A 24,612-nucleotide genomic window follows, 5' to 3' on the forward strand; every position below is an offset into this window, starting at 1 on the left:
GCTCGGGATCCTCACGTACATGGAGTACGTTCCGGTCCCTGCGCTCCGTCCGCCTAGCCTGACAACCGCTCGCTACGAAAAACTCTCACCCTCCGAGCCTCAGGTCGTCACTGCTTCCTCGTCGAACAGGCTCATCAGGTTCTCCGGCGGGCGCACCTTTTCCAGCGCGTCGGACAGTTCCTGCCAAGTCGAATCGATGTCGGCAGCGGCCTCCTCGGCGGCGAGTTTGAACTCGGCCACCAGGTCGCTCATTTCCTTGTGCTGCTTGCCGTTCTTGTCGCGCGGATCGTAGTTGTTGAGCAGATCGCGGAAGCGGTCCGCGGACGTCTCGAAGTCATCGCGCAGGCTGTCCAGCGAGGCGTAGTGGCCATCGCGCTCGGCCTTGACGTAGCCGACCTTGATGATCGTCTCGACCTGCGTCTGGAACTCGACCCGCAGCCTGGCGATCTGGACCAGTGTCTCGTCGACGCCACCGGCATTCGCCGGCATCACACCGCCCAGCGTCTCGCCGCGCTGCTTGGCCGTGGTCCAGCTCTTGGCCGTGAGCTCGACCACCGCGGGCATCCAGTCGGGCACCGTGTAGCGCTTGAGCACCACATTGTCCTCGTTGAAGCTGGTCTCCAGGAACTTCTGCACCTGGCTGACATTGCTGTCCTTCTGTGACAGGGTCAGCGCGTTCAGGCCGCAGGTGCGCATGGCCTCCTGGGCCATTGCATCGCGCTTCACCGCGGCGCCCCAGGCCAGCGTGTACTTGGCCAGGGTCGGGTTGAGCTTGCGCGCCAGCAGGCCCAGCTTGCGGCTGTCCGGATTGGCCCAGGCCTTGCGGGTGATGCGCCAGGCGTTTTCCAGATCGGCCTTCTTGTAGTACTCGTAGGCAATGTCTTCGGCAGCGATGGCCAGCGCCGCACCCTTGGCCAGGGCCACGCCGGCGGCCGAGGAAATACCGCTGCAGCTGACGATCTCGCCAATCATCCGCGCCAGTTCCAGCGCCGCCTGAATCGCGTAGTGCGAGAACTGCTCGCCCTGGTTCTTGACGAAGTTGGCGGCCGAGCTTTCGAAGCTGCTGACCGCCTTGTGCATGTCCTTCTGGTTGTTGATCCAGGTGTTGAGCATGCTCGCCCGCTGCGTGGCCTTGATCAGGTTGGCGGCCAGCTTGATCGCCGCGCCGCCGACGGCCATCGGCGCCACGAATTGCTCGACGACGGTGGCACCGGCCGACATCAGCTTCTGCGCCATCTCCATGATCATGCGGTCGCGCTGCATCTCCTGTATCAGCACCTCGATCGAGCGCGTGTCGGCCGCCTTGCCGCCGGCCTCGTCGCCCTGGATCAGCACACGCTCGATCTCCTCCTTGCTGGACTCGATCTCGGCCAGCGCGTCGGCGGTGCGCAGCTCATCGAGCTGCTGCATCAGCTTGGCCTTGGCCTTCTCGTCCTTCAGCCCGTCGATGGCCTCGGTGATGACGCTGCTGAGCGAATCGAACGCGTCCATGCCGATCTTGGCGTTCTTCACCAGCTCGTTGCCTTCCTCGCCTTCGGTGGTGACGGAGGGGTCGCCGCTCATGTCGACCTTCAAGGCCTGGCTCATGATGGAGCGGGCCAGCTTGGACAGGGCCTTGGCGGCATCGCCATACTTCTCATCGCTGATGGCCTGGCCGAGGTCGATGCTGGCGCCCGCCGTCACGAAGGCGGTGGACACCGCCTTGCCCACCGCCTTCAGTGCGTCGGCCGAGCTGCCGCCGCTGCCGGCCAGCGAGAAGGCCGCCTCGAAGCCCTGGCCCAGGCTCTCCAGGGCCTTGCTGCGGTCCGGCGGGTCCATCGTCAGGTAGTAGGCGACCAGGCCGGTCTTGGTGGTCGCGCGGTAGGCATTGCCAACGATGTCGCTCACCGCTGGAGCGGCCAGCTTGACGGTGCCCGCGATCACGTCGCCGATGCCGTTGACGATTTCCTCGGCCATGCCCTTGATGCTGCGCACCTTGACCGCATCGACGATCTTCTTGCCCGTCGAGATGCCGGCCTGGGCCAGGTCTATGCCTTGGGAGATCTTGTCGGTCAGCTCCTTCTGCTGCTTCTCGATCGCCTCCTTGGTCTTGCCCTTCTTGCCCTCGGTCATCGCCGTGGTGACGATGGACTGCACCGTCTTCAAGGTCTCCTGCGAGGCGGCCGTCAGCTCGGCAATGATGGCATCGGAATCGCCGTTGAGCACATGCTCGCGCAGCCGTATGCCGGTGGCAATGGCCTTGAACAGCATCACCGCGGACTTGCCCGCGGCTTCGCTGACCAGGCTGGGGTCGGCGCCGCCCAGCTCCTTGCCGCTGAAGCCCACGCTCAGCGCCGCCTGCAGGCCGTTGGCGAACTCGTCGATGGCGCCGGCCACATTGGGCGGGTCCTGGGCCAGGTTGACCGCCATCTTGGCCCCGGCGACGGTGGCCTTGAAGGCATTGCCGGCCAGCTTGCCGATATCGTCCTGGCCGGTGGCCAGCGACAGGCTCTGGCTCAGGAGGGAGCCGACGTTGTCGATCACCGTGTTCAGCGAGCGGTCCAGCTGGCCCTTGCTCAGTATCTGCACGCCGGTGATCAGGGTGGTCGTGCCCAATGTGACCAGGCCGACGATGGAGCTGGCCAGCTCGGCCTCGGCGCCGGGCACCATGGCCAGCGCCTTTTGCGCCAGGCCGCCGAGACGGGTGGTGGCGTCCTTGCCGGCGTCCAGCAGGGTCTGGTCCTCCTCCTGCATCTCGGCCGTGTACTGCTCCAGCCGTTCCTTGTAGAGTGCATCGCTGGCATCCAGCATCTGCTGCGTCTTGCTCCACTTGTTGGGCACCAGCCACTCGGGCATCAGGCGCTCGCGCACCAGCGGCATATAGACCTCTTCGGCGATCTGCTCGTCGGTGTACAGAGGCACCATCACCGGCTTGCCCTTCTTGTCCAGCACCACCGCGCCGGTTTCCTCGTCGATCAGCTCGGTCTGCTCGTCGCGCATCTGTGCCACCGCGGCGGAGATCTGCTCCATCGCGTCCTGCATCATCGCCAGGTATTCCTGCTCGAACTGCTTGTCGCCCTTGACGTCGGAGTAGTCGAACTCAGCTTCCTGTCCGCCTTCTTCGTCGAGTACCTTGACGCTGCTGAACTTGCCTTTCTTGAACGAGGCCGCGCTGAGCTTGCGCTTGATGCTCTCCTTGGCCGGCGCCAGCTTGACCGTGCGCTCGGTGGCCAGCAGGTCCTTCTTCGAGCGCTCGGTGTCCGCGCGTTCCTTGGCCAGGGCAAGGCCGGACAGGCCCTCCAGCCACGCGGTTTGGGATTCGGTGAATGCCATGTTGGAATTCCTTTTGAAGCCAGCTGTACGGGGTGTTGGCGACTAGACGGAGCGCTGGATGTTCAGGTCCAGGTCACGCAGCGCGGTGTTCAGTCCGTAGAAGTCGACGGTGCCGAAGGGGCGATCCTTCTGCATCAGCTTGACCAGCACCGGGTCGGTGCGTATCACCTCGCGGTAGCCGTTGATGTACTTCATTGCCAGCTCGCGCGAGGCGCGCTTCTCTGCCTTGGCCGCCTGCTTCGATGTCAGCACGGCGATCGGGGCGTCCATGATGTTGGCGTTGAACAGCGTCTTCAGGCTGTTCAGCATGGCGATCGACTTGGCAATCGCCTCGTCCAGGCGTTTCTTTGCCTGCGCGCCCTCGTCGGACTCATCGTCGAACAGGCCCGACACATCGACACCGTCATCGGCCGAGTTGATGCTGCTGACCACCGCGTCGACGCTGCTGTTGAAGGCCGCCACGGCCTCCTTCCAGTGCGCCTTGACCTTGGGCAGCTCGTCGCGCGCGGCCGCCTTCAGGCCCATCGGGTGGCCGATCACGCGTTCGGCGTATTGCTTGGCGTTGTTCAGCAGCTCGACCGCGCCGATGAAGTTGCCGGTGTCATTGAAGATGTCCTCGGCCTGCTTGAGCATCTTGTTCAGGTCGGTGAGCTGACTCTTGTCGCCGCCATCGGCCTCGTTGACGGCCGTGGTGGCGCGCGCCAGCCCCATGCGCTTGAAGTCCTTGACCAGGGCGGCCCACTGCGTGGTTTCCTTTTCCTTCTGGAAGGCGCGGGCCTGGGCGGCCTTTTCCTGCTCGACCAGCTGCTCGGGCTGCAGCACATTGTTGTTGTCGATGACGGCGTTGATCTCGTCCAGGATCTTCTTCAGTTCATCGAGCGCCTTCTGTTCCTTCTGCGGCTCCTTGACCAGGGTCTTGGCCGACTTGATGCGTGCCTCCAGCTCCTTCAGATAGGCGCCGGGCTCCTTGCGCAGCTTGCTGAGCTTGCCGCGCAGGGTGTCGGCCTTGAAGCCACTGAGGGCCAGGAAGCGCTGCTCGACCGCTGGCAGGTCCACATCCTTGAAACGCGTGCGCAACTCGTTGGCCGTGGCGGCCCGCGCAATCGCCTCGTTGACGCGCAGATTGAGCGCGCGCAGCGAGTCGAAGGCGGCCTGCGGCTCGAGGCTGTAGATGTCCTGCTGTGCGGTCTTGAAGTCTTCCTCCAGCATCAGCTGCTGCACCGGCAGGCAGCGCTTCAGGATCTTGTCCGTCAGACTCTTCTGAATGGCAGTGACGGCCTCCATGACCATGCGGAAGTTGGCCGCGGGCTTCTCGGGCTGATCGGGTTGGTCCGGCGCCTCGCTGAACAGCCAGTCCAGGTTCATCTCGTCGAGGTCGAGACCTGGCTCCTCGGGCGCGTCCAGCAGCGATTTGGCGACCTGATCCGAGCCCTCCTTGGGCTGCGCCTCGATCTCGTTCCTGAGCTTGGTGGCGCGGGCCGCCAGCGCCGTCAGTTCGAGCAGCGCCGCCTCGGCGGTCTTGATGCTCTGGCTGGCGACCATGCCGCTCAAGTCCTTCAAGTCCTGGTCGAGGCCGTCGAAAAAGGGCGCAAAAATCTTGCGGTGCCGGTGGCGCAGCGACTGGTCGGCCTGCTTGCGCAGCTCTTTCAGCTGCAGGGCCACTTCCTTGAATTTGTTCTGGGCTGCGGTCTGCGCCGCGGTCAACAGCTTCTTCGCATCGGTGATGGCCTGCAGCACGGTGGCCTTCAGCGCGGCCATCCGCTCCTTCGGGTTGCCCGGGGCGTGCAGGTCTTCCTTGAAGATGGCGTAGCCGAGTTCGGTCCAGGTCTTGGCATGCTGGTTGTACAGGTCGTTGTCCAGCGTGCGCAGTTCCTCCAGGCTGAGCTTGACCTCGGCGGACGCGGTGTCGAAGGCCTTCTTGGCCGCATCGTCGCGGCCCGCCGTGAGCGCGCGTTTCAGGGCCTGGGGCGATTGGGTCTGCTTCTCCAGCCGGGTGGCCAGTGCCTTGAACGTGTTCAAGGCCTTGCCGGCATCGAGTTCGCCCTCGGTCATCGCGCGGGACGCGCGGTGCACCCACAGGCGCTTGGCGTTGTCCAGCTCGGCCTTGGCCAGCGCCAGGGTGTTGCCGGGATCGGGCTCCTGGGCCAGGGTGTCTTCCAGCGCTTTCAGCGCCAGCTCGGCGCGGGTGATCTCGGCCGCCACCGGCTCCGCCAGACGGTTGCGCTCTACCAGGAACTTGTCCAGATTGGCGTGGCGCTCCAGGTCGCTGGTGATCTGGCGGCTGAGGCCCTCGAAATCCTTCAGCGCCTTGGTCCAGTCCTTGTCGGCCGCCGCCTGCACGATCTTGTCCAGGTAGCCGTTGTAGCGATCGGCCATCGGATCACCGAGGCCTTCCATATTGCCCGGGATCGCCGCCTTGGCCATCAGCTTGCCCAGCTCCGCCACCTCCGTGCGGGCCTTGGCCAGCCGGCCCTTGGGCTTGGCGATCTCGGTCCATTGCGCCTCCATCTTGTCCGGCGTGTGGTCGCTGGCGGCAGTGAAGTCGTCGAGCGTCTTCTGCAGCGGCACGAGGATTTCGTTGGCCTCGTCGAACTCCAGCGCCGCGCTCAGCGTGCGGGCAGCCTGCATCAGGGCCAGCGGTTCGCGCAGCGCCAGGCGTTCGTCGTCGGTGGGCGCGTAGAGCAGTGCCACGATGCTTGCCTCGGCGGCGTCCAGCAGGGTTTTGCAGCCGTCGCGCACCTTCTTGCGGTCCAGCTCCAGGGCCTCGAGCTGGCCCTTGATTTCGTTCAGCCGCTGGATGCCGAAGGGTTTCTTGCCGGTCTCTCCGCACAGCAGCACGGCCTTGGCGATCTGGGTGTCGTGCAGGCTCTCGGTGGCCTCGCCTACCAGCTCGGCGCCGCTCACCCGCAGCCGGGTCAGCACCGCACGGGCCGCCTCCTCGGCGTTCTGTATGTCGGTGTCCTTGCTGATCAGCTTCTGCGCTTTGGCGGCGGCCTGCAGGGCCTTGTTGAGCAGGTCGCTGGTCGAGGGCACCAGCGCCGCGATGGCCTTGTAGCCTTCGTCAAAGAGGGCGATTTCCAGCGGATTGCCCTCGGGCCGCTTGATCGCGGCGGCGCCTTCCTTCTGCGCACGCTTGATCAGCTCGCGGTAGCTGTCGACGCCGGGCAGGCTGCCCAGCTCATCCAGCACCTCCTGCAGCTTGACCTGCTTGCTCTCATAGTGCGGCTGCTGCTTCGCATGCAGCAAGTCCTTGGCTTGCCATCCCTCGGCTTCGGACTTGCCGGTTTCATACAGGCCGGCCACCGAGTTCAGCAGATCCAAACCGCCAGCCCAGTCTTCCGAACCGACGGTGGCGACCTTGAGCGCGGCGGCGTTGATGCGTGCCTCCATCACGGCGGGTGTGGCGTACTTCATCGCCCGCAGCAGGTTCAGCTTGTTCTGCGACTCCAGCAACAGCTTCTGGTACTTGGCCTTGACCCCTTCCTGCTTGCCGTTCAGGGACTCGATGGCCTTGTCCAGCTCGATCTGGGCCTTGCCCTTGGCCTTGACCGGGTCCTTGTCCTTCTCGGCCAGCTTCAGCAGCATCTGCTTGTTCAGCACATTCAGCCGCTCGGCCTCGATCTCGACCTGGGCCAGGTTTTGTCCCTGGGCCGCCGCGTCGATGCGCTTGGCCAGGGTGATGAACTCGGCCTCCATCGTCTTGGCCAGGGTGTCGCCGAACTTGGCGCGCAGCGCCTGCAACTGATCCTTGACCGCGGTCGCCCGCTTCTTCAGGTCGAGCTTGTCGCGCTCGAACACGCCGAGCTTCAGAAGCTTGCGGGCTTGTATGCACCACTGGACGGCGACGTCCGTCGTGTCGGGCGGGATTTTGGCGGTATCAGTCACGGGCGGATCTCCGATCGGATCGTGGTACCCACCGCGCCCTGCACGGCGCGGCGTCGGGCAGGGGCATTCAGGAAGTCAAGGAACAATATCCACCGAGAAGCGGGCCGCACCATAGGCGTCGCAATCGGGCGTGGCGCAGCTCTTCAGTCCGCCCAGCAGCAGCGGCGTGCTGCGTGTCCAGCTGGCGGCCAGGGCCTGGCCCTGTTCCTGAGTGGGCAGCTTCAGGAAGATGTAGTCGCGCTCCTTGCTGAGCTCGCTGTAGTCGCGCGGCTGGGCGCTGACGATGATCAGGAAGTGCTCGGCCCCGGCGGGCTCCACGGTGTCGAGCTTCCAGCTCGCCTTGGGCAGCAGCAGGGTCTCGCCGGCCTTGATGCGGTTATCGCTGGCCTGGGCATTCGGGAACAGCAGCGCCGCGGCGCCGTCGGGGCCCAGCACCAGCACCTGGACAAAGCCGTCACGCGCCGATTTGACGGTGAAGCCCAGCGAGTCCTTGCCGATGCGCAGCTGCGGCTTGGTGGCGGCCGCCTCGACACCGAAGCCGGGCGTCTGGGCGCTCATGACCTTGGCGAACTCGTCGCGGATGTCAAAGCGTGCCGGTGCCGGCGGCGTCACCGGTGCCGGCGCGGCGGCCACGGGCGCCGGGGCCGCCTGCGTCACCACCGGCGGTGTGGCCGCCTTGCGCGGTGCCAGCGCGAAATAGGTGCCAGCACCGGCCGCCGCCAGGGCCAGCACGCCCAGGCCCATCCACAGGCTCTTGCTGCTGCTCTTGGCGCCGCCGGACGGGCCGACATACTGCGTCGTGTCCTGGCTGGGCATCTGCGTGCGCGCGGCCTTGGGGACTGGCGGGGGCGGTGCGGCAATGCCGGCGGGTCGGGTGTTGACCGTCGGTGGCTCTACGGTCACCGTGCCCAGGCCCAGGTCGGCGCGCAGTGCGGCAATCGTCTGGGTGCGCTCCTCGGGGCGCACGCGCAGGGCCTTGTCCATGGCCTGCAGGAACTGCCGGCTGTAGCGGCCTTCCGCGGCCTCTTCCAGCGGCACATAGCTGTCGCTCATCAGGCGGCCGACCGAGGTCGGCGGGGTGCGGCCCAGGATGGCGAAGTGCACCGAGGCAGCCAGTGCGTAGACATCGGTCCATGCCCCCTGCTTCATGTTCGGCGCCTCGGCGTACTGCTCGACCGGCGCATAGCCGGGCTTCAAGATCACCGTCAGCGCCTGCGTCATGTCACCGATGACGCGGCGCGCGGCGCCGAAGTCCAGCAGCAGCGGCTTGCCGGTGCTGTTCAGCAGTATCACGTTGTCGGGGGCAATGTCGCGGTGGAAGCAGCTCTCGGCATGTATCACCGCCAGCGCTTCGGTCAGCGGCGCCAGCAGGGTCATCAGCCATGCCTCGTCGGGCGGGGCGCCGAGCTCGCGCAGCTTGTCTTTCAGCGTGATGCCCTCGTAGAAGGGCATCACCATATAGGCCGTGCCATTGGCCTCCCAGAAGCGGTAGACCTTGACCAGGGACGGGTGGTCGAACGAGGCCAGCAGCTTGGCCTCGTTGACGAAGCTCTTGCGCCCCGCCTCGAAGGTGTCGCGGTGGCGTTGCGATTTGACCTGCACCTGGGTGTCGCCGGTTCGCGCGGCCAGCGCCGCCGGCATGTACTCCTTCAGCGCCACGCGGCGCTCCAGCGAGTGGTCCCAGGCCAGATAGACGATGCCGAAGCCCCCCTCGCCGAGCACACTGGTCAGTTCGAACTCGCCCAGATAGGTGCCCACCGGCAGTGCGTTGCCGCTGTCGCCGGCGCTCGAATGTGCGCTGGCCGCACCGGGCCCAGGGGCTGCGCGGCCCGCGACCTGGGTGGAGGCGAACTCGGTCGGTGCAATCTTGGTCTTGGCGAATTCGGTGGCGGCAAAGCCGCCGTCGGCACCGGCGCCAGGCGCTGGTGCCTCGGGATGGGCCTCGGGCGCATTGGCGCTGATGGGGCGAATGACGGTGCGGTCGTCGTCAGGCGTCGGGCTGCTCATGGCGTGCATTGTGGCGCGGTTTTGCGGCAGTTTCACAGGGTCAAACCCGTTGCCGAATGGTTCTCCGGTATCAGATGCGCCGCCTGCCGTAAATCCGTAGTCACGGATTCACCATGTCTGGCCATAATCGCTGCGCCAGGCTGATGTCAGCTCTGCGGGAGGATGCAATGCGCGAGTTTCTGAGCCGGATGGGTGCGACGCTGCTGCTTGTCCTGATGGCTGTGGGTGCACAGGCCCAGCCACAGCAGGTCGTGGTCGGCAGCTATGTCAACAAGATCCAGGACTTGAACTTCAAGGAGAACAAGTACGCGCTGGACTTCTATCTGTGGTTCCGCTGGAAGGCCGAAGGGCCGCTGGCCGACTACAAGCCGCTGGACAGCTTCGAGATCATCAACGGCAAGATCGAGAACAAGAGCAGCGTCGACGAGAAGAAGATCGGCGACATGAACTACGCCGCCGTGCGCGTCTCGGCAACGATGGCGGAAAACTGGCAGCTCGCACAGTACCCCTTCGATGCGCACAGCATGAAGGTCAATATCGAGGACAGCCGTTTCACCAGCAAGGACATGGTGTTCGTCGCCGACAAGACCAACTCGCGGCTCGGCGACGAGATCGACATGGCGGGCTGGAATGCCTCCAACTTCGCCGCCGAGATCAAGGCCAAGGTCTATCGCACCAATTACGGCGATATCTCGCTGCCCAGTGATGCGCGCTCGGAGTATTCGCGCTTCACCTTCGCCATGGACATCAACCGCGGCGGCTATGGCTCGGCGCTGAAGCTGCTGAGCACCGTGCTGCTGGCCACGGCGGTGGCCTTCGTTGCCTTCATGGTCAAGCCCTCAGATCTGGATGCCCGCTTCGGCATGGGCGTGGGCGCGCTGTTTGCGGTGGCGGCCAGCGCCTTCATCGCCGCTTCCTCGGTGCCCGACTCGGGTGTGATGACTGTGGCCGATATGGTGCACATGATCGCGCTGGCCTTCATCTTCGCCTCGCTGCTGGTCTCGGCGGTGTGCCTGAAGCTGGAGGTCACCGGCCGGGAGGAACTGGCCTTCCGCATCGACCACTACTGCGTGGTGCTGTTCCCGGTGGCGTTCTACGGTTGGGCCGCGTATGTGGTGTGGGGGGCCCTGCGCTGAGGTCGGGGCCGGCCCCGGATTGCATCCGGGCTACAAGTCTCCCGTAGCCCGGATGCAATCCGGGACTACATCGCCCGCAAATCGTTCAGCAGCTTGGCCGGATCGACCTCGCTGGCGGCCTCCAGCAGCAGCTGATACAGCTGCGCCTTGCTCGTCGCCTTGTCGGCAGCCCGCTTGACGACGATCTTGGCGATCGGCCCCAGGTGACGGGTCAACACCGTCACCGCATGGGCCTTGATGGCCTCGGTCACCGGTTCCGCTGCCGCGGCACTTGAACCGGAGCCCGAGCCAGTCCCCGCCGCAGGGCGCGCGCCACTGGCCGCTGTGCCCCCGGCGATGGCCTGGGTGCCACTGCGCGGTGCGGCCTGCGAGCCGGCCAGCGCCTCGCTGATGAAGCGCTGACGCTGGGTCTCTTGGCCGATGTGCTGCGACAGCTCCATCGCCAGGCCCACCACCTCCTGATTCTTGTGCGCCGCCTGGCGCACCATCAGCTTGGCCATAGGCCCGACATGGGGGGCCAGCAGCCGCTCGATGCGGCTCAGGGCCTCCGCCTCCCAGCCGGTGGGCAGCATGGCGGTGGACATCGAGGTGGGCGCAAATGTCGTCGGCCGGGCGCCCGAGGGGCTTGCCGGCGGAGGCGCTTCGGCGGCCTCGACGGTGCGCGCCCAGTGTGATGGCGGCACGATCACTGTGGCGTCATTGGCGCCACCCGGATCGGCCGCCTGGACGGCCGAGGCCAGCAGCGCCTGACGAAAGGCCTGGGCGCTCTGGAAGCGGTTCTCGGCCTTCTTGGCCAATGCCCGATTGATCACCCCGTCATAGGCCCCGGACAGCGGCGTGGGGCTGACCTGGCTGGGCGGCTTCGGGTGCTCGTTCATGATCTTGTACATCACCGTCTCGGCCGCGCCGGTGAAGGGTTGCACACCGGTCAGCAGGCGGTAGAGCACGACGCCGGCGGCGAACAGGTCGGCGCGGTGGTCTATGCCCTCGCCGATGTATTGCTCGGGGGCCATGAAGCCGGGTGTGCCAATCATCGAGGCGACCTGGGTCAGGCCCTGGTGTTCGATGCGGGCGATGCCGAAGTCGGTCAACTTGACCTGGCCGCTGGCCGTCAGCAGCAGATTGGCGGGCTTGATGTCGCGGTGCCAGACGCCGGCCTTGTGCGCGCACTCGAGTGCGTCGAGCACCTGCTCCATGATGCGGCGCGCCTGGCCCTCGGGCAGCTGCGGCGTGGCGGCCAATATCTGGTCGAGGTTCTTGCCCTCGACGAACTCCATCGCGATGTAGGCGGTGTTCTCGTCCTCGCCGAACTCATAGATGGCGACGATGCCCGGATGCTGCAGCCGGCCCACCGCCTGGGCCTCGTTGCGAAAGCGTGCGGCGATCGAGGCATGGGCGTCGTCATCCCCCAGCAGCTCGCGGTGTATGGTCTTGATCGCCACCGGCCGGTGGATGTGCGGATCGAAGCCCTTGTAGACGACCCCCATCGCGCCCTGACCGAGCACGGCGGAGATGGCGTACTTGCCGATGCGCTCGGGAACTTTCATCGCCACGTGCTCAACCCTCCAGCATCTTCATCGCATGGGCCAGGCTCTTGCGCATGCGGCCGAAGGACTCGGCCAGCACGCCAATCTCGTCCTTGGACTTGACCACGAACTCGGGTGCCTCCTCGCCGAGGCTGACCTTGTCGGCCAGTGCCGACAGCTGGCTGACCGGCTGGATGACCAGCTTCCATAGCATGAAGTTCAATGTGGCGCCGACCAGCAGGAACACCGCCGACAGCACACCAATGACCACCATCAGCGCCTGGTCGGCGCGTTGCAGCGGCACCGTCATCGGCACCGAGACGACCTGCACCCCCAGCGTTTCATTGAGCTTCCAGCCGAAGCCGTTGGACGGGCCGTAGCGGTCCACCAGCGTCTGCGGCGCCGCGTCGGGCGTGCTGTGGCAGGCCAGGCAGGCGGGGTTGCTGATGCGGATCGGGCGGGCGATGTAGAGCGAGGCGCCGGACGGCGTGTCGCGCTGGCCGACGAACTCCTTCATCTCGGGGTTGCTGCCGAACTGCTTGATCACGTCCTCTTCCCAGGCCACGGCGCGGTCGCGCGGGTTGGTCGGGTTCAGCATCGCCGATTTGAAGCTGTAGTCGGGGTAGGACTTCTGCAGCCCGATCAGCACCTCGGCCGAGGAATAGGCCGGCACCGACTGGGGCAGGAAGGTGTACTTCATCTGCGTTTCCAGCAGCGGCTTGATCTGGGTTGCGGTGTAGGCGCTGACCACATTGGCCTTTTCCATCAGCAGCCGGGCGCGGTCGGTGACCTCGTCCTGGGCGGCGCGCTGCAGCAGGCCGCGGGCGACGATGCTGGACACCGTCAGCCCGAGCAGGAAGACGAGCAGAAAGATCAGGTTGAATTTGACGAGCAGTTTCATGACAGAGACCTCTTATCAGTATTTGGGTGTCGAGGCGGGCGGAGGCGGGAACAGCACGGGTTCCCACTCGGGGTGGGCTTTCAGATCGGCCGCTAGGCCTTTGCGGAACTCGGGATTGCGGGCCAGCGGCTTCCAGCGCGCCAGATTGGCGCGGCGCAGCGCCGGCTCGGCGTCTATCCAGGGCTGGGCGTCGGCATAGGCGATGTCCGCCAGGCGCTTGGGCGCCACGTCCTTGCCCTTGAACTTGTCGGCGCGCGGCGGCAGGCTGTCCAGAAAGGCACGCGGCGCGGCCTGCACAAAGGCCGGCGTGGGCCGCGAAGCGGTCTCGGGCTTGGCACTGCCCAGCTGGCTGAGCAGCTCGCCGCTTTTCATCGTGACGGCGGCGCCGGCGGGTTTCAGCGGGCGCAGGCTCAGCTCGCCGGCCTCGGCAAACACCTGGGCGCCCTCGGCCTGGGCCGAGATCACCGCGTCGCGCGTCAGCCCGCTCAATTCGAACCAGGGGCTGGCCAGTGCGGCCGGCTTGCCCTTGGCGGCGCTGAGCTTGGCCCAGCCGCGCAACAGATAGGCCCTGGGGGTGCCCTTCAACGCCGGTGCCAGCTGGGCGCGCGTCTCGGGGCCCAGGGCCAGGCTGGCGCCATCGTCGAACTCGACGCGCAAGAATCGACCCTTGGCGCCCAGCTCGATGATGTCGTCGCTGCCCACGCGCACGCCCTCGGCCAGTGCCAGCCGCGCGTTGTCGCGCAGCAGCGTGGCCTCGCCTTCGAGCATGGTGACCACGCCCAGCGGTGCGGCACTGGCCGTGGCGACCAGGCTGCCGAGCAGCAGGGAGAGGGCGGCCAGTCGGGTGGCGGAAATCAGGGGCTTGGCGAACATCCGGCGATTATGGCCGCGCCTTGCCCCTGTGCCAGCCCTGGCTGCGTGCAAAGCGCACGCCGAAGCCGTGTCACCCTAGGGACGCGAGCAGGGCCTCCAGGTCCGGATCCATCGCCGGCTCCTCACCGGCGGGGGCCGGCTCGGGCGGCGCCTCGGCGGCGGCCTCGTCGGCACCCAGGCTGGCGAGCAGGGCATCAAGCTCGGCGTCACCGCTGCCGCTGTCTTCCGCCGGGGCTGCCGCGGCGGCTGCCTCGGCCGCTGGCGCTTCATCGTCCTGGGCCAGGCGCTGCATTGGCGCACTGACGCTGACGGTGCCGCCGCTGCGCTGGGCCGGTGTCCAGTCCACCGCCACCTTGTCGTCGCCCTCGGGCTTGGAGCGCAGCGCGAAGCGGCTGTCGCTGGGCGCCTTGCGGCCTGCGGTGTTGGACGTGGCCAGGCCATCGCCATTGATGGCCTCGACGCCGGACAGCCGCACCAGCGCCTCGCCCTTGTGCGCCATCACGGCGCTGATGCCGTAGTCGCGCAGCAGGGTGGCGGCATTGGTGTTGACCAGGCGCTCGGTGCAGGGCAAGGCGACGCTGTCGCCGTCGGCATCGACGTAGTGGTGGAAGGGCAGGTCGTTGATCGTCAGCTGGCCGCCGCGCACGCCCAGCACGCACAGGGCCAGCAGGCCCGGATGGCCCCACAGCATGCCGCGCAGGCCGTCCTCGCGGGTGAATTCCTCCAGCGCGAAGCTGGAGATGGGGTCGCTGCGCTTGCCGTAGGGATGGCGCAGCAGGAAGCGCGGGCCCATCAGGCTCAGGTAGGAGGCGTCGGGCATGGCCTTCAGCGCCTTGAAGGCCTCCTGCACCAGGCGGTGAGGTGGTTCGCGGCGGTCGGTGAACGGTGCGGTGGCTATTGATGTGATCAGCGGCGCGCCGGCGTGCGCGGCCACCAGGGTGGCGCGGCCCAGCAGCTCGGCGTGCGTCGGGGTGGCGTCGAACTGGTAGCAGCCGCACAGATAGCTGTAGCCACCGTCGGCATCCTGGGAGGGCTGCTCGACCAGCAGCTTGTAAAGCCCGCTCTCCGACAGGTCCGAGCTGCTGCTCAGGTCGGCGGCGAACTCCTCGGCGCTGATGTCGATCAGGTGCACCTGGAGCTGGTGGCTGGTCTCCAGTCGGCGCAGCAGAAAGTCCACGCCGCGCCACAGCGATTCGGCATTCTGGAAGTCGGGCTGGTGCAGCACGGCGCGCATGGTGTCGCCCAGCGCCCGATCCACGGTGGCGACCAGCGCGTCCTTGTTCGGGTTCGGCGCGGGCACGACGAAGGGGCCGACCAGGCTGCGCAGCAGCGCGTCGATCGAGTCGTCCGCCTTGGCATTGACCGAGGGGCGGCCGGTCAGGCGGGCGAAGTCGTCCAGGCTGGCGCCGCTGGACGGCGTCGCGCCGCGCGCCCGGGCACGGTTGCTGATGGTCGAGGCGCGCACGCCGGCATCCTCGCCCCAGCCCTGCACCTCGGCGGCCGCAGCGGCAAAGCTGGACGGCGTGTTCAGCCGCTTGCGCAGCGAGGCCAGGGCCGAGAAGATTTCCAGATTGCGGTACAGCTCGTCCGGGTGGAAGGACTCCAGCTCGCTGATCTCGACCTCCACCGGCGCGCCATCCGAGCCCAGCGGAAGGTTCAGCTTGAGCTTGAGCCGCGCCAGCGCGTCTTCCAGGGTGTCGAACTCGACCTTCAGCGGCTTGCGCTTGGCCAGCGCCGCGCCGGTGTCCAGGCGCCCGGACAGGGCCCCCGCGCTGAAGTCGCCAAGAATGGCGATGCGCACCGGGCGCTTGGCATTCCAGGCGGGCGGGTTGACGCTGATGCCGCCAAAGTCGGGGGTCCAGTCATTGCTCATGGGAGGCTCGCTGATGAAAGAGAAGGAGGGGAATCGGTCGGAGTGGGGGCCGGAACAGGGCGGGTCAGCAGCTCGCTGAAGGCCTGGGCGCGGGGCAGGCCGTCGGTGACGCGCAGCAGCGGCTGGCCCAGCGCGTCGGAGCACAGCCACAGCACCTTGCCCTGCAGGCTGTGCAACAGGTCGCTGCGGGCCATCGCCGCTAGCAGCGAGGCTACGTCGGCGCGCGGGTGCAGCTCCAGCATCACTTCGGCATCAAGTGAGGGTGTCAGGTCTTGCGGCACGTCGGGCACCGGCAGGGCGCCTAGGCGCTGCAGCTCGGCCTCGAGCTGATCCAGGGTCCAGTCGTCCTGCAGTGCGTCCAGCGCCAGGTCATCGAGTTGCTGCAGCCAGGCCAGCAGCCTGGCGGTCTGCTCCGCGTCGGGCGGCAGCAGGGCAAGGGGCTGGGCCAGCGTCAGCGGAAAGTAGCGGCCGACACGATCGACCGAGGGCATCAGTACGCCGGTCCAGCTGCCCGAGGCGAGCACGCCCGGCATCAGCAGAAAGCGCCAGCTCGGGCCGGCCAGATAGTGCTCCAGCCAGGCGTCGGGCTCCCGCTCGCGCCAGTCGGACAGGCCCGCGGCCAGCCAGTCGTCCCAGGCTTCGATGAAGTCGGGCGGCAGCCGGCGCGAGGCAAAGTCGCCCAGGCTGGGCAGCTTGCCATACCAACCGACGACGGGTGCTTGCTCCATGGGCGGCGGTCAGCTCGCCAGGGCGGCTGCCTGCTCGGGCGTTGCGGGGTCGAACATCGTGCCTCCTGCGTGGCTGAAACAGCGCAGACTTTAGCAGGCAAGCCCCCGGCCCGGCGCGACTTTGCCCCCCCAGAAATGCAGTCGGCGCCGGGCTTGCCCGCACCCCGGCAGGCGGGGCATGCCGTTATGATGATTCGTGCACCCTCACTCGCACCCGCCGCCTTGGAAGCCGATAAGCCCATGACCTGTTTGTGTTCGCTGCAACTGCGTTCGCTGCTCGGCTCGCTGTCGGCCATGCCTTCCTTCGTCGGTCTGGTACCGTCGTTCCCGATCAGCCTGATCGCCTCGGTCAGTGCCATGGCGCCCGGCGCCGGCCTGGCGGTGTCCGCCTCGGCCTCGGCCAGCGCCAGCGCCGCGCTGATGGCCAATCTTTCGCTGATGGCCAGCCTGACGGCGGCGCTGAAGGCGGCCATGGGCGTGAACCTGGCGGCGCCGCTGTCGGTGTCGGCGATGGCCAGCCTGCAGGCCAATCTGTCGGCCCAGATCAATTCGCTGAATGCCAACGCCGGCATGCTAAATATCAGCGGGCCCAGTCTGTCAGCCCTGCTGAATGCGCTGCTGAACCTGCTGCATCTTGCCAATCTGATCATCGCTGTGCGCGTGGCGCTGGGCATAGACCTGCGCGCCAGCGGTGCGATCGCGGCCTTGCAGGCGCGGCTGGATGCCCATGCCTCGGCCACTGCCAAGGTCTCGGCCATGGCCTCGGCCAACGCCAGCGCCTCGGCCATCGCCTCGCTGATGGCCTCGATGGGCCTTGGCGTGAATGCCTCGGCGGCGGCCTCGCTGAACGCCTCGGCCCAGGCCATGGCCAAGCTGATGCTGGGCCTGCCGCAGATCAATGTGAACCTGGCCGCGCTGGCCGATCTGTCAGCCCTGATGGCCCTGATTGCAGCGATCAAGGCCGCGCTGGGGGTCGATCTGCTCGCCGCCAACGCCATGGTCAACCTCAGGCTGGCGCTGGGGGGCCTGCCGCTGTCGGCACTGGCCAGCCTGCGCGTCAGTGCGACGGCCAGTGCGATGGCCAGCGCCAATCTCAGCGCCTCGGCCAGCGCCTCGGCGGTGGCGGCGCTGAATCTGTCGGCGGTGGCCAGCGCCAATCTGTCGGCGGCGGCGCAGCTGTCGCTGATGATGAGCCTGATGGCCAATGCCAGCTTCCTGCTGATGCCGCCCGGCAGCTGCGGCGCCCCCTGCCCGATCGCCCTGGTGGCCGCGCTTACGCCCTGAGCGCGGGCGCGCAGAATCTGTCGATATCCAGTGCTCGTGAGGCGCCGATCAGGGCCGGCGACTCCGCCGCGTCTATGACCAAGGTCGGGATTGCGCCCAGATAACCCTTGAAGCGGCCCTTGCCCTCGAAGCGCTCGCGAAAGCGCGAACTGGTCAGCTCGGGCAGCAGGCGCGGTGCGATGCCGCCGCCCACATAGACGCCGCCTCGGGCGCCCAGCGTCAGCGCCAGATTGCCGGCCACGCTGCCCAGGAAGCGGCAGAACAGATCGATGGCGGTGCGGCACAGCGGGTCGTCCTGCTCGCGGGCACGGGTGATCACCTCGGCCGGTGTCAGGTCTTGCGCGGGACGACCCGCCAGGCCGGCCGCGGCGGCATGCAGATTCACCAGGCCGGGCCCCGACAGCGCCCGCTCGGCCGAGGCGTGGCCGAAACGCTGGCGCAGCAGGGCGATCACCGCCGCCTCCTGCTCGTCATTGGGGGCCAGCGTGGTGTGGCCGCCCTCACCGGCCACCGGTACATAGTGCCCGTCGGCCAGCGCCAGCAGGCCCGACACCCCCAGGCCGGTGCCCGGGCCCAGCACGGCCAGCGGCTCGCCGATGCTCGCCTGGCCGCCGCCGATCTGGCGCAGTTGGGCGGCAGGCAGGGCCGGCAGCGACAGGGCGAGCGCTGTGAAGTCATTGACGACGGCCAGACGCGCCACAGCCAGATGGGTCTTCAGCTGCGAGATCGAGAACGACCAGTGGTGGTTGGTCATGCGCACCTCGTCGCCGAGCACCGGATTGGCGATGCCGATGGCGCAGGCCTGGGGTGCAGGCCGGTCATGGTCGCGCAGGTACTGGCTGATCGCCGCATGCAGCGAGCCGTGGTCGGCGCAGCGGTAGTTCGCGATCACGCTGAGCGGCGCATCGGCTGTGCTGGCCCAGGCAAAGCGCGCGTTGGTACCGCCGACATCGGCGAGCAGACGGGGATAGACGGGGGCGGGCGTGGGCATGTTCTGGCGGGAGTCAGGGCTGCGTTCGGCGGCGTGCTTGAGCGATGTATCATGCTAATGAAAGCGCTTTCAAAGCGCAAGCGCTGGTTTTCCCGGCGCCTGTTCACTCCCCGCATCGAGGCCCGGTCATGAGCGATCTGAACCCTACCCGCAGCCTGCGCTGCATCCTGAGCCGGCGCGATGGTCCGGAGCGTCTGTCCGAGCTGGCGCCGCTGGCCTGCGTCGCCGACGCCGGCGCCACGAAGGGTCTGCCCCAGCTGATGGTCAACAGCGGCCGCCGCTTCCAGACGCTGGAAGGCTTTGGCGGCGCCTTCACCGAGGCGGCGGCGGTGACCTGGCAGGCGCTGCCCCCGCAAGCCGCGGCCGAACTGCTGCAGGGCTACTTCGATACCGAAACGGGCCATGGCTACACGCTGTGCCGCGTGCATATGAACAGCTGCGACTTCGCGCTGGGCAACTACGCCCATGCCGAGATGCCGGGCGATGTGGCGCTGGAGCACTTCAATATCGATCGCGACCGCCAGGCCCTGCTGCCCATGATCAAGGCGGCGCAGCGGCTGGCGGCAAGTCCTATCAAGCTGCTGGTCTCGCCCTGGAGCCCGCCGGCCTGGATGAAGAGCAATGGCCAGATGAACCAGGGCGGCAGGCTGCTGCCCGAGTACGCCGCTGCCTGGGCGCGCTGCTATGTGCGCTTCATCGAGGCCTACGAGGCCGAGGGCGTGCCGGTCTGGGGGGTGTCGGTACAGAACGAGCCCGACGCCACCCAGCGCTGGGACTCCTGCATCTACAGCGCCGAAGAGGAGCGCGACTTCGTGCGCGACCATCTGGGCCCGGCGCTGGCCGGGGCGGGGCTCTCGCGCATCAAGATCGTCGTGTGGGACCACAACCGCGACCAGATGGTGGGCCGCGCCAGCGTCGTCTATTCGGACCCGCGGGCGGCGCAATATGTCTGGGGCTGCGGCTTCCACTGGTATGGCGAGGACCACTTCGAGCATGTGCAACTGGTCCACGACGCCTGGCCCGACAAGGCCCTGCTGTTCACCGAGGGCTGTCAGGAGGGCGGGCCGCACACCGGCGAATGGGAACTGGCCGAGCGCTATGGCCGCAACATCATCAACGACCTGAACCGCTGGACGGTGGGCTGGATCGACTGGAACCTGCTGCTCGACGAGACCGGCGGCCCCAACCACGTGGGCAATCTGTGCAGCGCGCCGGTGCTTGCCGACCGGGCGGAAGGCCGGCTGCTGCACCAGAGCTCCTTCCATGCGCTCGGGCACTTCGCCCGTTTCATCCAACCGGGCGCGCAGCGCCTGCTGTGCGCGGCGACGCGGCAGGACATCGAGACCACCGCCTTCGCCAACCCGGACGGCAGCATCGCCATCGTCGCGCTGAACCGCACCGACGCGCCCATCCGTTTCGCACTGCGGCTGGACGATGCCTTTGGCGTGGCCGAGCTGCCGGCACGCTCGATGGCCACGTATATCGCGGCCGTCTGAGCAGACCGCTGGAGCAGGCGGCGCAGTGGCCTCCGGCACACACCTAGGGTTAGCCTGGAGTTGACACCCCGAGGGGTTGAGCAACATCATGAAAGCGCTTTCAACGGTTGTGTTCAAGCTCGCCGTTGACGCTAGATTTCCCAAAAAACAGCTGGAGACAAAACATGCAGTGCTCAACCTCCCCGCGCCTTCAGCGCAGCTATCCGCCGGTGTTTCGCGTCAAGCCGGTGGCCGCGGCCTGCGGCCTGTTGATGCTGGCCTCGGTGGCCGTCGAAGCTCAGCAGACGGCCCAGCAGGCCAGCCAGCTGGACACGGTGGTCGTCACCGGCATACGGCGCAGCATCGAGTCCTCGGTGACGGCAAAGCGCAACTCCGACTCCATCATTGAAGTGATTTCGTCCGAAGATATCGGCAAGCTGCCCGACGCCAGCATCGCCGAGTCGCTGGCGCGTCTGCCCGGTCTGACCGGCCAGCGCGGCCCGGACGGGCGGGTTGACCGGATCTCGATCCGCGGCCTGTCGCCCGAGTTCTCGGGCGTGCTGCTGAACGGCCGCGAGATGGTCAGCTCCGGCGACAGCCGCGCGGTTGAATATGACCAGTTCCCGTCTGAGCTGGTGGGTTCGGCCATCGTCTACAAGACGCCGGATGCCGCGCTGGTGGGCCAGGGCCTGTCGGGCACGGTCGACATCCGCACCCTGCGCCCGCTGTCCGTCACCGGCCGGCAGGTGGTGCTGAATGCGCGCGGCGAGCGCAACTCGAATGGCAATCTGGTGTCCGGCGTCACCAGCCCCACGGGCATGCGTGTCAGCGCGTCCTATGTCGACCAGTTCGCCAACAAGACCATTGGCGTGGCGCTGGGCTTTGCCCGCCTCGATGCGCCCAGCCAGGTCAAGCTGACCGAGCTGGTGGAGTACAGCGACTTCACGCCCTTCGGCCTGCCGTTGAGTGGCAACAAGCCCTCGCTGAAGCCGATGGCCGATGGCAACACGGGCCAGGCCATGTTGCCGATGTTCTGGACCGCCACCACCTCGACCAAGAAGAATCTTCGTGATGGCCTGATGGCCGTGCTCGAGTACAAGCCCAATGACGACCTGCACAGCATGGTCGACCTCTATTACTCGAAGTTCAATACCCACGAGGTCGGCGGCAAGTTTGCACAGAGCCTGTTCGGCAACTGGTCGGCCGGCATTGCGCCGGCGCTGAGCAATGTCGGCACGACGCAGATCGGCAACAACACCTATGCGACCAGCGCCACCACCTCGCAGCTGGTGGCCAATGTCGGCAATATGGACACGCGCCGCACCGACGACATCGTGGCTGTCGGCTGGAACACCGAGATGAAGCTGGCGGACAAATGGAGGGGCGTTGCCGATCTCAGCTACTCCCGCGACAAGCGCAACGAGCGCTATGCCGAGGCCTATGGCGGCCCCTACGACAACGCCAACAAGCAGTGGACCTATGGCGCCTACAACTGGAATGTGCCGGCCACCGGTGGCGCCCAGACCTTCACTCCGGTGCAGCCGGGCTATCTGTCCAACCCGGCCAATATGGCCTTCGGCGATGTGCAGGGCATGGACTGGGTCGGCAACGACGCCTGGATAGGCGCGATCCGCTCACCCGCCGTCAAGGACGAGATCAAGAGCCTGCGCCTGTCGGTCAAGCGTGAGCTGGACGGCTTCTTCAGCAGCTTCTCGACCGGCCTGAACGTGACCCATCGCAGCAAGGACGTCGAGCGCAACGAGGACCGCATCCTGATGAAGAAGGATGCCCAGGGCAACTTCATCCGCACCATACCGACGTCCGTCGTCGGCACGCCGTTCGACATGAGCTGGGCCGGCATTCCGCAGCTGCTGCGCGTCGATGTGCCGGCGCTGGTGGCCAGCGGCGCCGTGACCCTGGAGCAGGGCCAGTTCCACAAATGGGCCGGCAATGTGTCCAGCGTGGACGAGACGGTCACGACCGGATTCGGCAAACTCGACATCGACACCGATATCGCCGGTGTGGGCTTGCGCGGCAATCTCGGTCTGCAGATCGTGCATGCCAAGCAGAGCTCGGAAGGCTGGGCCTATCTGGGCCGCAACGAAGACTTCCCGGATCCGAGCCTGCTGCGCAAGCTGCAGGGGGGCACCAGCTACACCGACGTGCTGCCCAGCCTGAACCTCGTCGCCGACTTCAAGAACAACTGGCTTGCCCGTTTCGGCCTGGCCACGGCCATCGTGCGCCCGGGCATCAACGAAATGCGCGCCGGCATCAGCACGCCCGAGGTGGTGCAGGACCAGGCCGGCACACCGAACGCCGGCAACTGGACCGTGGCCTACGCGGGCAACCCCGCGCTCAAGCCCTGGCGCGCGGTCGGCATCGACCTGTCGGTCGAAAAGTACTTCGGCAAGCGCAGCTATGTCTCGGCGGCCGCCTTCCGAAAGAACCTGCTGAGCTATATCCAGAATGCGCAGACGGAGGTCGACAACTCCGGCGTGCCGCCGCAATCGAACATCCCGCCCGGCGTGACGCCCAAGAAGTTCGGCCCGCTGGTCACGCCGACCAATGGCAGCGGCGGCAAGGTCGAGGGCCTCGAGTTCGCGGCCGCGCTCGAAGGCGGCCTGCTGCATCCGTCACTCGACGGCTTCGGCGCGGTGGTCAGCGCCTCCAAGCTCAGCAGCTCCATCCTCGAACAACTGCCCGATCAGCTGGCCAAGTCCATCCCGCTGAACGGCCTGTCGGGCCGCTCGAACAGCCTGACCTTCTACTATGAGAACCATGGCCTGTCGGCACGGGTCAGCCAGCGCTACCGCGCACCGTTCACCGCCACGACCCGCGACATCTACTTCAACTCGACGACGCTGCAGTATGCCGCGGACAAGGTGATGGACCTGCAGCTTGGCTATGCCTTCGAGAGCGGCACGTTCAAGGGGCTATCGCTGCTGCTGCAGGTCGGCAATGTGCTGGACAAGCCGACGCTGAACTACAAGAACGTGGGGGCGAACGCACCGGATGGCACGCAGCTGACGCCGAACCTGATCCGCTATTTCGGCCGCACCACGCTGGTGGGGATGAACTACAAGTTCTAATCACCAGCATGAGTCCCAAGCCCCTCCGCAACATCGTCATCGTCGGCGGCGGCACCGCCGGCTGGATGACGGCCGCCGCCTTCTCCAAGGCACTCGGTCAGGCCTATTCGATACGGCTGATCGAGTCCGACGAGATCGGCATCATCGGCGTCGGCGAGGCCTCGATCCCGAACTTGACCGAGTTCAATCGGGCACTGGGCATAGACGAAGACGAGTTCCTGCGCGCCACGCGGGGCTCGTTCAAGATGGGCATCGAGTTCGTCAACTGGGGGGCCCTGGGCGACCGCTACACCCACGGTTTCGGCAAGGTCGGGCAGATGGCCGACACCGTGCCCTTCCACCACTTCTGGCTGCGCATGGCGCAGCAGGGCAAGGCCGGGCCGCTGGGCGACTATTCGATCAACACGGTGGCACCGCGCCAGGCCAGGTTCATGCGGGCGCGGGCCGATATGGCCGGCTCACCGCTGGGCGAGATCGCCCATGCCTACCATTTCGACGCCGGCCTGTACGCCAAATTCCTGCGCGGCTATGCCGAGCAGCGCGGCGTCAGGCGGCTGGAGGGCAAGGTCCAGCAGGTCTTGCAAGGCGCCGAGGATGGTTTCATCGAGGCCGTCGTGATGGAGAGCGGCGAGCGGGTCGAGGGCGACTTCTTCATCGACTGCTCGGGGATGCGGGCGCTCTTGATCGAGCAGACCCTCAAGGCCGGCTACGAGGACTGGACCCACTGGCTGCCCTGCGACCGCGCGATCGCCGTGCCCTGCGAATCGGTCAGTCCGCTGCTGCCGCTGACCCGCTCCACCGCACATGCGGCCGGCTGGCAATGGCGCATTCCGCTGCAGCACCGCATCGGCAACGGCCATGTCTACAGCAGCGCCTTCATGGACAAGGACGAGGCCGAGGCCATCCTGATGAACAAGCTGGACGGCAAGGCGCTGGCGCCGCCCCGCCACCTGAGCTTCCGCACCGGCCGGGCCAGGACCTTCTGGGATCGCAACTGCGTGGCCGTGGGCCTGTCCAGCGGTTTTCTGGAGCCGCTGGAGTCGACCAGCATCCACCTGATCCATATGGCGGTGGCGCGCATCCTGAGCTTCTTCCCGCACGCCGGCTTCGATGCCGCCGACATCGCCGAGTACAACGCACTGACGCGGCTCGAATTCGAGCGGGTGCGCGACTTCCTGATACTGCACTACAAGCTCACCACCCGCGACGACTCGGCCTTCTGGAACCACTGCCGGACGATGGCGATACCGGAGACCTTACAACGCAAGATTGACCTTTTCGCCAGCAACGGCCGCATCTACCGCTATGACGACGAGCTGTTCGCCGAGACTAGCTGGCTGCAGGTGATGATCGGTCAAAGGCTGATGCCGCGCGGCCATCACCCGTTCGCCGACCTGTTGCCCGAGGCCGAGGTGCAGGCCTATGTGCGCAATGTCGAGCAGGTCGTCGCCAAGTGCGTGGGGGTGATGCCCACGCATGCCGAGTTCATCGCCAAGCATTGCGCGGCCGACCTGGGCTGAGCCCATGGTGCC

Annotated in this window: 14 protein-coding genes; 5 read left to right on the forward strand and 9 right to left on the reverse strand. The window is 66.9% G+C overall.

Features of this window, described 5'->3' with window-relative positions; all coding sequences use genetic code 11:
- Positions 1-99: 99 nt before the first annotated feature.
- The 3 genes from DES47_RS21565 to DES47_RS21575 form a co-directional block, all read right to left on the reverse strand.
- Entirely contained in the window at positions 100-3,312 is a 3,213-nt protein-coding gene (locus DES47_RS21565; protein WP_133702826.1) for a hypothetical protein, read from the reverse strand.
- Positions 3,313-3,354: 42 nt separating this feature from the next.
- Positions 3,355-7,197, reverse strand: a complete 3,843-nt coding sequence (locus DES47_RS21570) for a hypothetical protein (RefSeq protein WP_133702827.1) — start codon at positions 7,195-7,197, stop codon at positions 3,355-3,357.
- Between the two features lie 75 nt (positions 7,198-7,272).
- Positions 7,273-9,204: a serine/threonine protein kinase gene (locus DES47_RS21575; RefSeq protein ID WP_166652114.1), complete on the reverse strand. Its 1,932-nt coding sequence runs from the start codon at positions 9,202-9,204 to the stop codon at positions 7,273-7,275.
- Positions 9,205-9,371: 167 nt separating this feature from the next.
- Between DES47_RS21575 and DES47_RS21580 the strand changes: the two genes are divergently transcribed.
- The gene (locus tag DES47_RS21580) at positions 9,372-10,340 is read left to right on the forward strand and encodes a ligand-gated ion channel (protein WP_133702829.1); all 969 of its coding nucleotides are present in this window, start codon (positions 9,372-9,374) and stop codon (positions 10,338-10,340) included.
- A gap of 65 nt (positions 10,341-10,405) precedes the next feature.
- Here the strand turns inward: DES47_RS21580 and DES47_RS21585 are convergent, their stop codons facing one another.
- From DES47_RS21585 to tagF, 5 genes are all read right to left on the reverse strand, one after another.
- Positions 10,406-11,887, reverse strand: a complete 1,482-nt coding sequence (locus tag DES47_RS21585; protein WP_133702830.1) for a serine/threonine-protein kinase — start codon at positions 11,885-11,887, stop codon at positions 10,406-10,408.
- 10 nt (positions 11,888-11,897) lie between these two features.
- Complete coding sequence (locus DES47_RS21590; RefSeq protein ID WP_133702831.1) at positions 11,898-12,767, reverse strand: c-type heme family protein; 870 nt, start codon at positions 12,765-12,767, stop codon at positions 11,898-11,900.
- A gap of 15 nt (positions 12,768-12,782) precedes the next feature.
- Positions 12,783-13,640: a FecR family protein gene (locus DES47_RS21595; RefSeq protein WP_133702832.1), complete on the reverse strand. Its 858-nt coding sequence runs from the start codon at positions 13,638-13,640 to the stop codon at positions 12,783-12,785.
- 70 nt (positions 13,641-13,710) lie between these two features.
- Entirely contained in the window at positions 13,711-15,513 is a 1,803-nt protein-coding gene (locus DES47_RS21600; protein ID WP_133702833.1) for a type VI secretion system contractile sheath domain-containing protein, read from the reverse strand.
- Positions 15,510-16,241: a type VI secretion system-associated protein TagF gene (tagF, locus tag DES47_RS21605; RefSeq protein ID WP_133702834.1), complete on the reverse strand. Its 732-nt coding sequence runs from the start codon at positions 16,239-16,241 to the stop codon at positions 15,510-15,512. Before tagF ends, DES47_RS21600 begins: the two co-directional genes overlap by 4 nt.
- Positions 16,242-16,481: 240 nt before the next feature.
- Between tagF and DES47_RS21610 the strand changes: the two genes are divergently transcribed.
- Positions 16,482-17,525, forward strand: coding sequence for a hypothetical protein (locus DES47_RS21610; RefSeq protein ID WP_133702835.1), 1,044 nt, complete (start codon positions 16,482-16,484; stop codon positions 17,523-17,525).
- On the opposite strand, the gene DES47_RS21615 is transcribed toward DES47_RS21610, so the two are convergent.
- Positions 17,515-18,516, reverse strand: coding sequence for a glucokinase (locus tag DES47_RS21615; RefSeq protein ID WP_133702836.1), 1,002 nt, complete (start codon positions 18,514-18,516; stop codon positions 17,515-17,517). The two genes, DES47_RS21610 and DES47_RS21615, sit on opposite strands and share 11 nt — an antisense overlap.
- A 128-nt stretch (positions 18,517-18,644) precedes the next feature.
- Between DES47_RS21615 and DES47_RS21620 the strand changes: the two genes are divergently transcribed.
- The 3 genes from DES47_RS21620 (at position 18,645) to DES47_RS21630 (ending at position 24,600) form a co-directional block, all read left to right on the forward strand.
- Positions 18,645-20,012 carry a glycoside hydrolase family 30 protein gene (locus DES47_RS21620; protein WP_133702837.1) on the forward strand — a complete coding sequence of 456 codons (1,368 nt, stop codon included), beginning with the start codon at positions 18,645-18,647 and terminating at the stop codon, positions 20,010-20,012.
- A 164-nt stretch (positions 20,013-20,176) separates the two neighbouring features.
- Positions 20,177-23,080, forward strand: a complete 2,904-nt coding sequence (locus tag DES47_RS21625) for a TonB-dependent receptor (RefSeq protein WP_133702838.1) — start codon at positions 20,177-20,179, stop codon at positions 23,078-23,080.
- 8 nt (positions 23,081-23,088) lie between these two features.
- On the forward strand, positions 23,089-24,600 hold the full coding sequence (locus DES47_RS21630) for a tryptophan halogenase family protein (RefSeq protein WP_133702839.1): 1,512 nt from the start codon (positions 23,089-23,091) through the stop codon (positions 24,598-24,600).
- The last annotated feature ends 12 nt before the right edge of the window (positions 24,601-24,612 follow it).

Origin of the sequence: Roseateles toxinivorans (assembly GCF_004362525.1) — a bacterium.
GTDB classification, from domain to species: Bacteria; Pseudomonadota; Gammaproteobacteria; order Burkholderiales; family Burkholderiaceae_C; genus Paucibacter; species Paucibacter toxinivorans.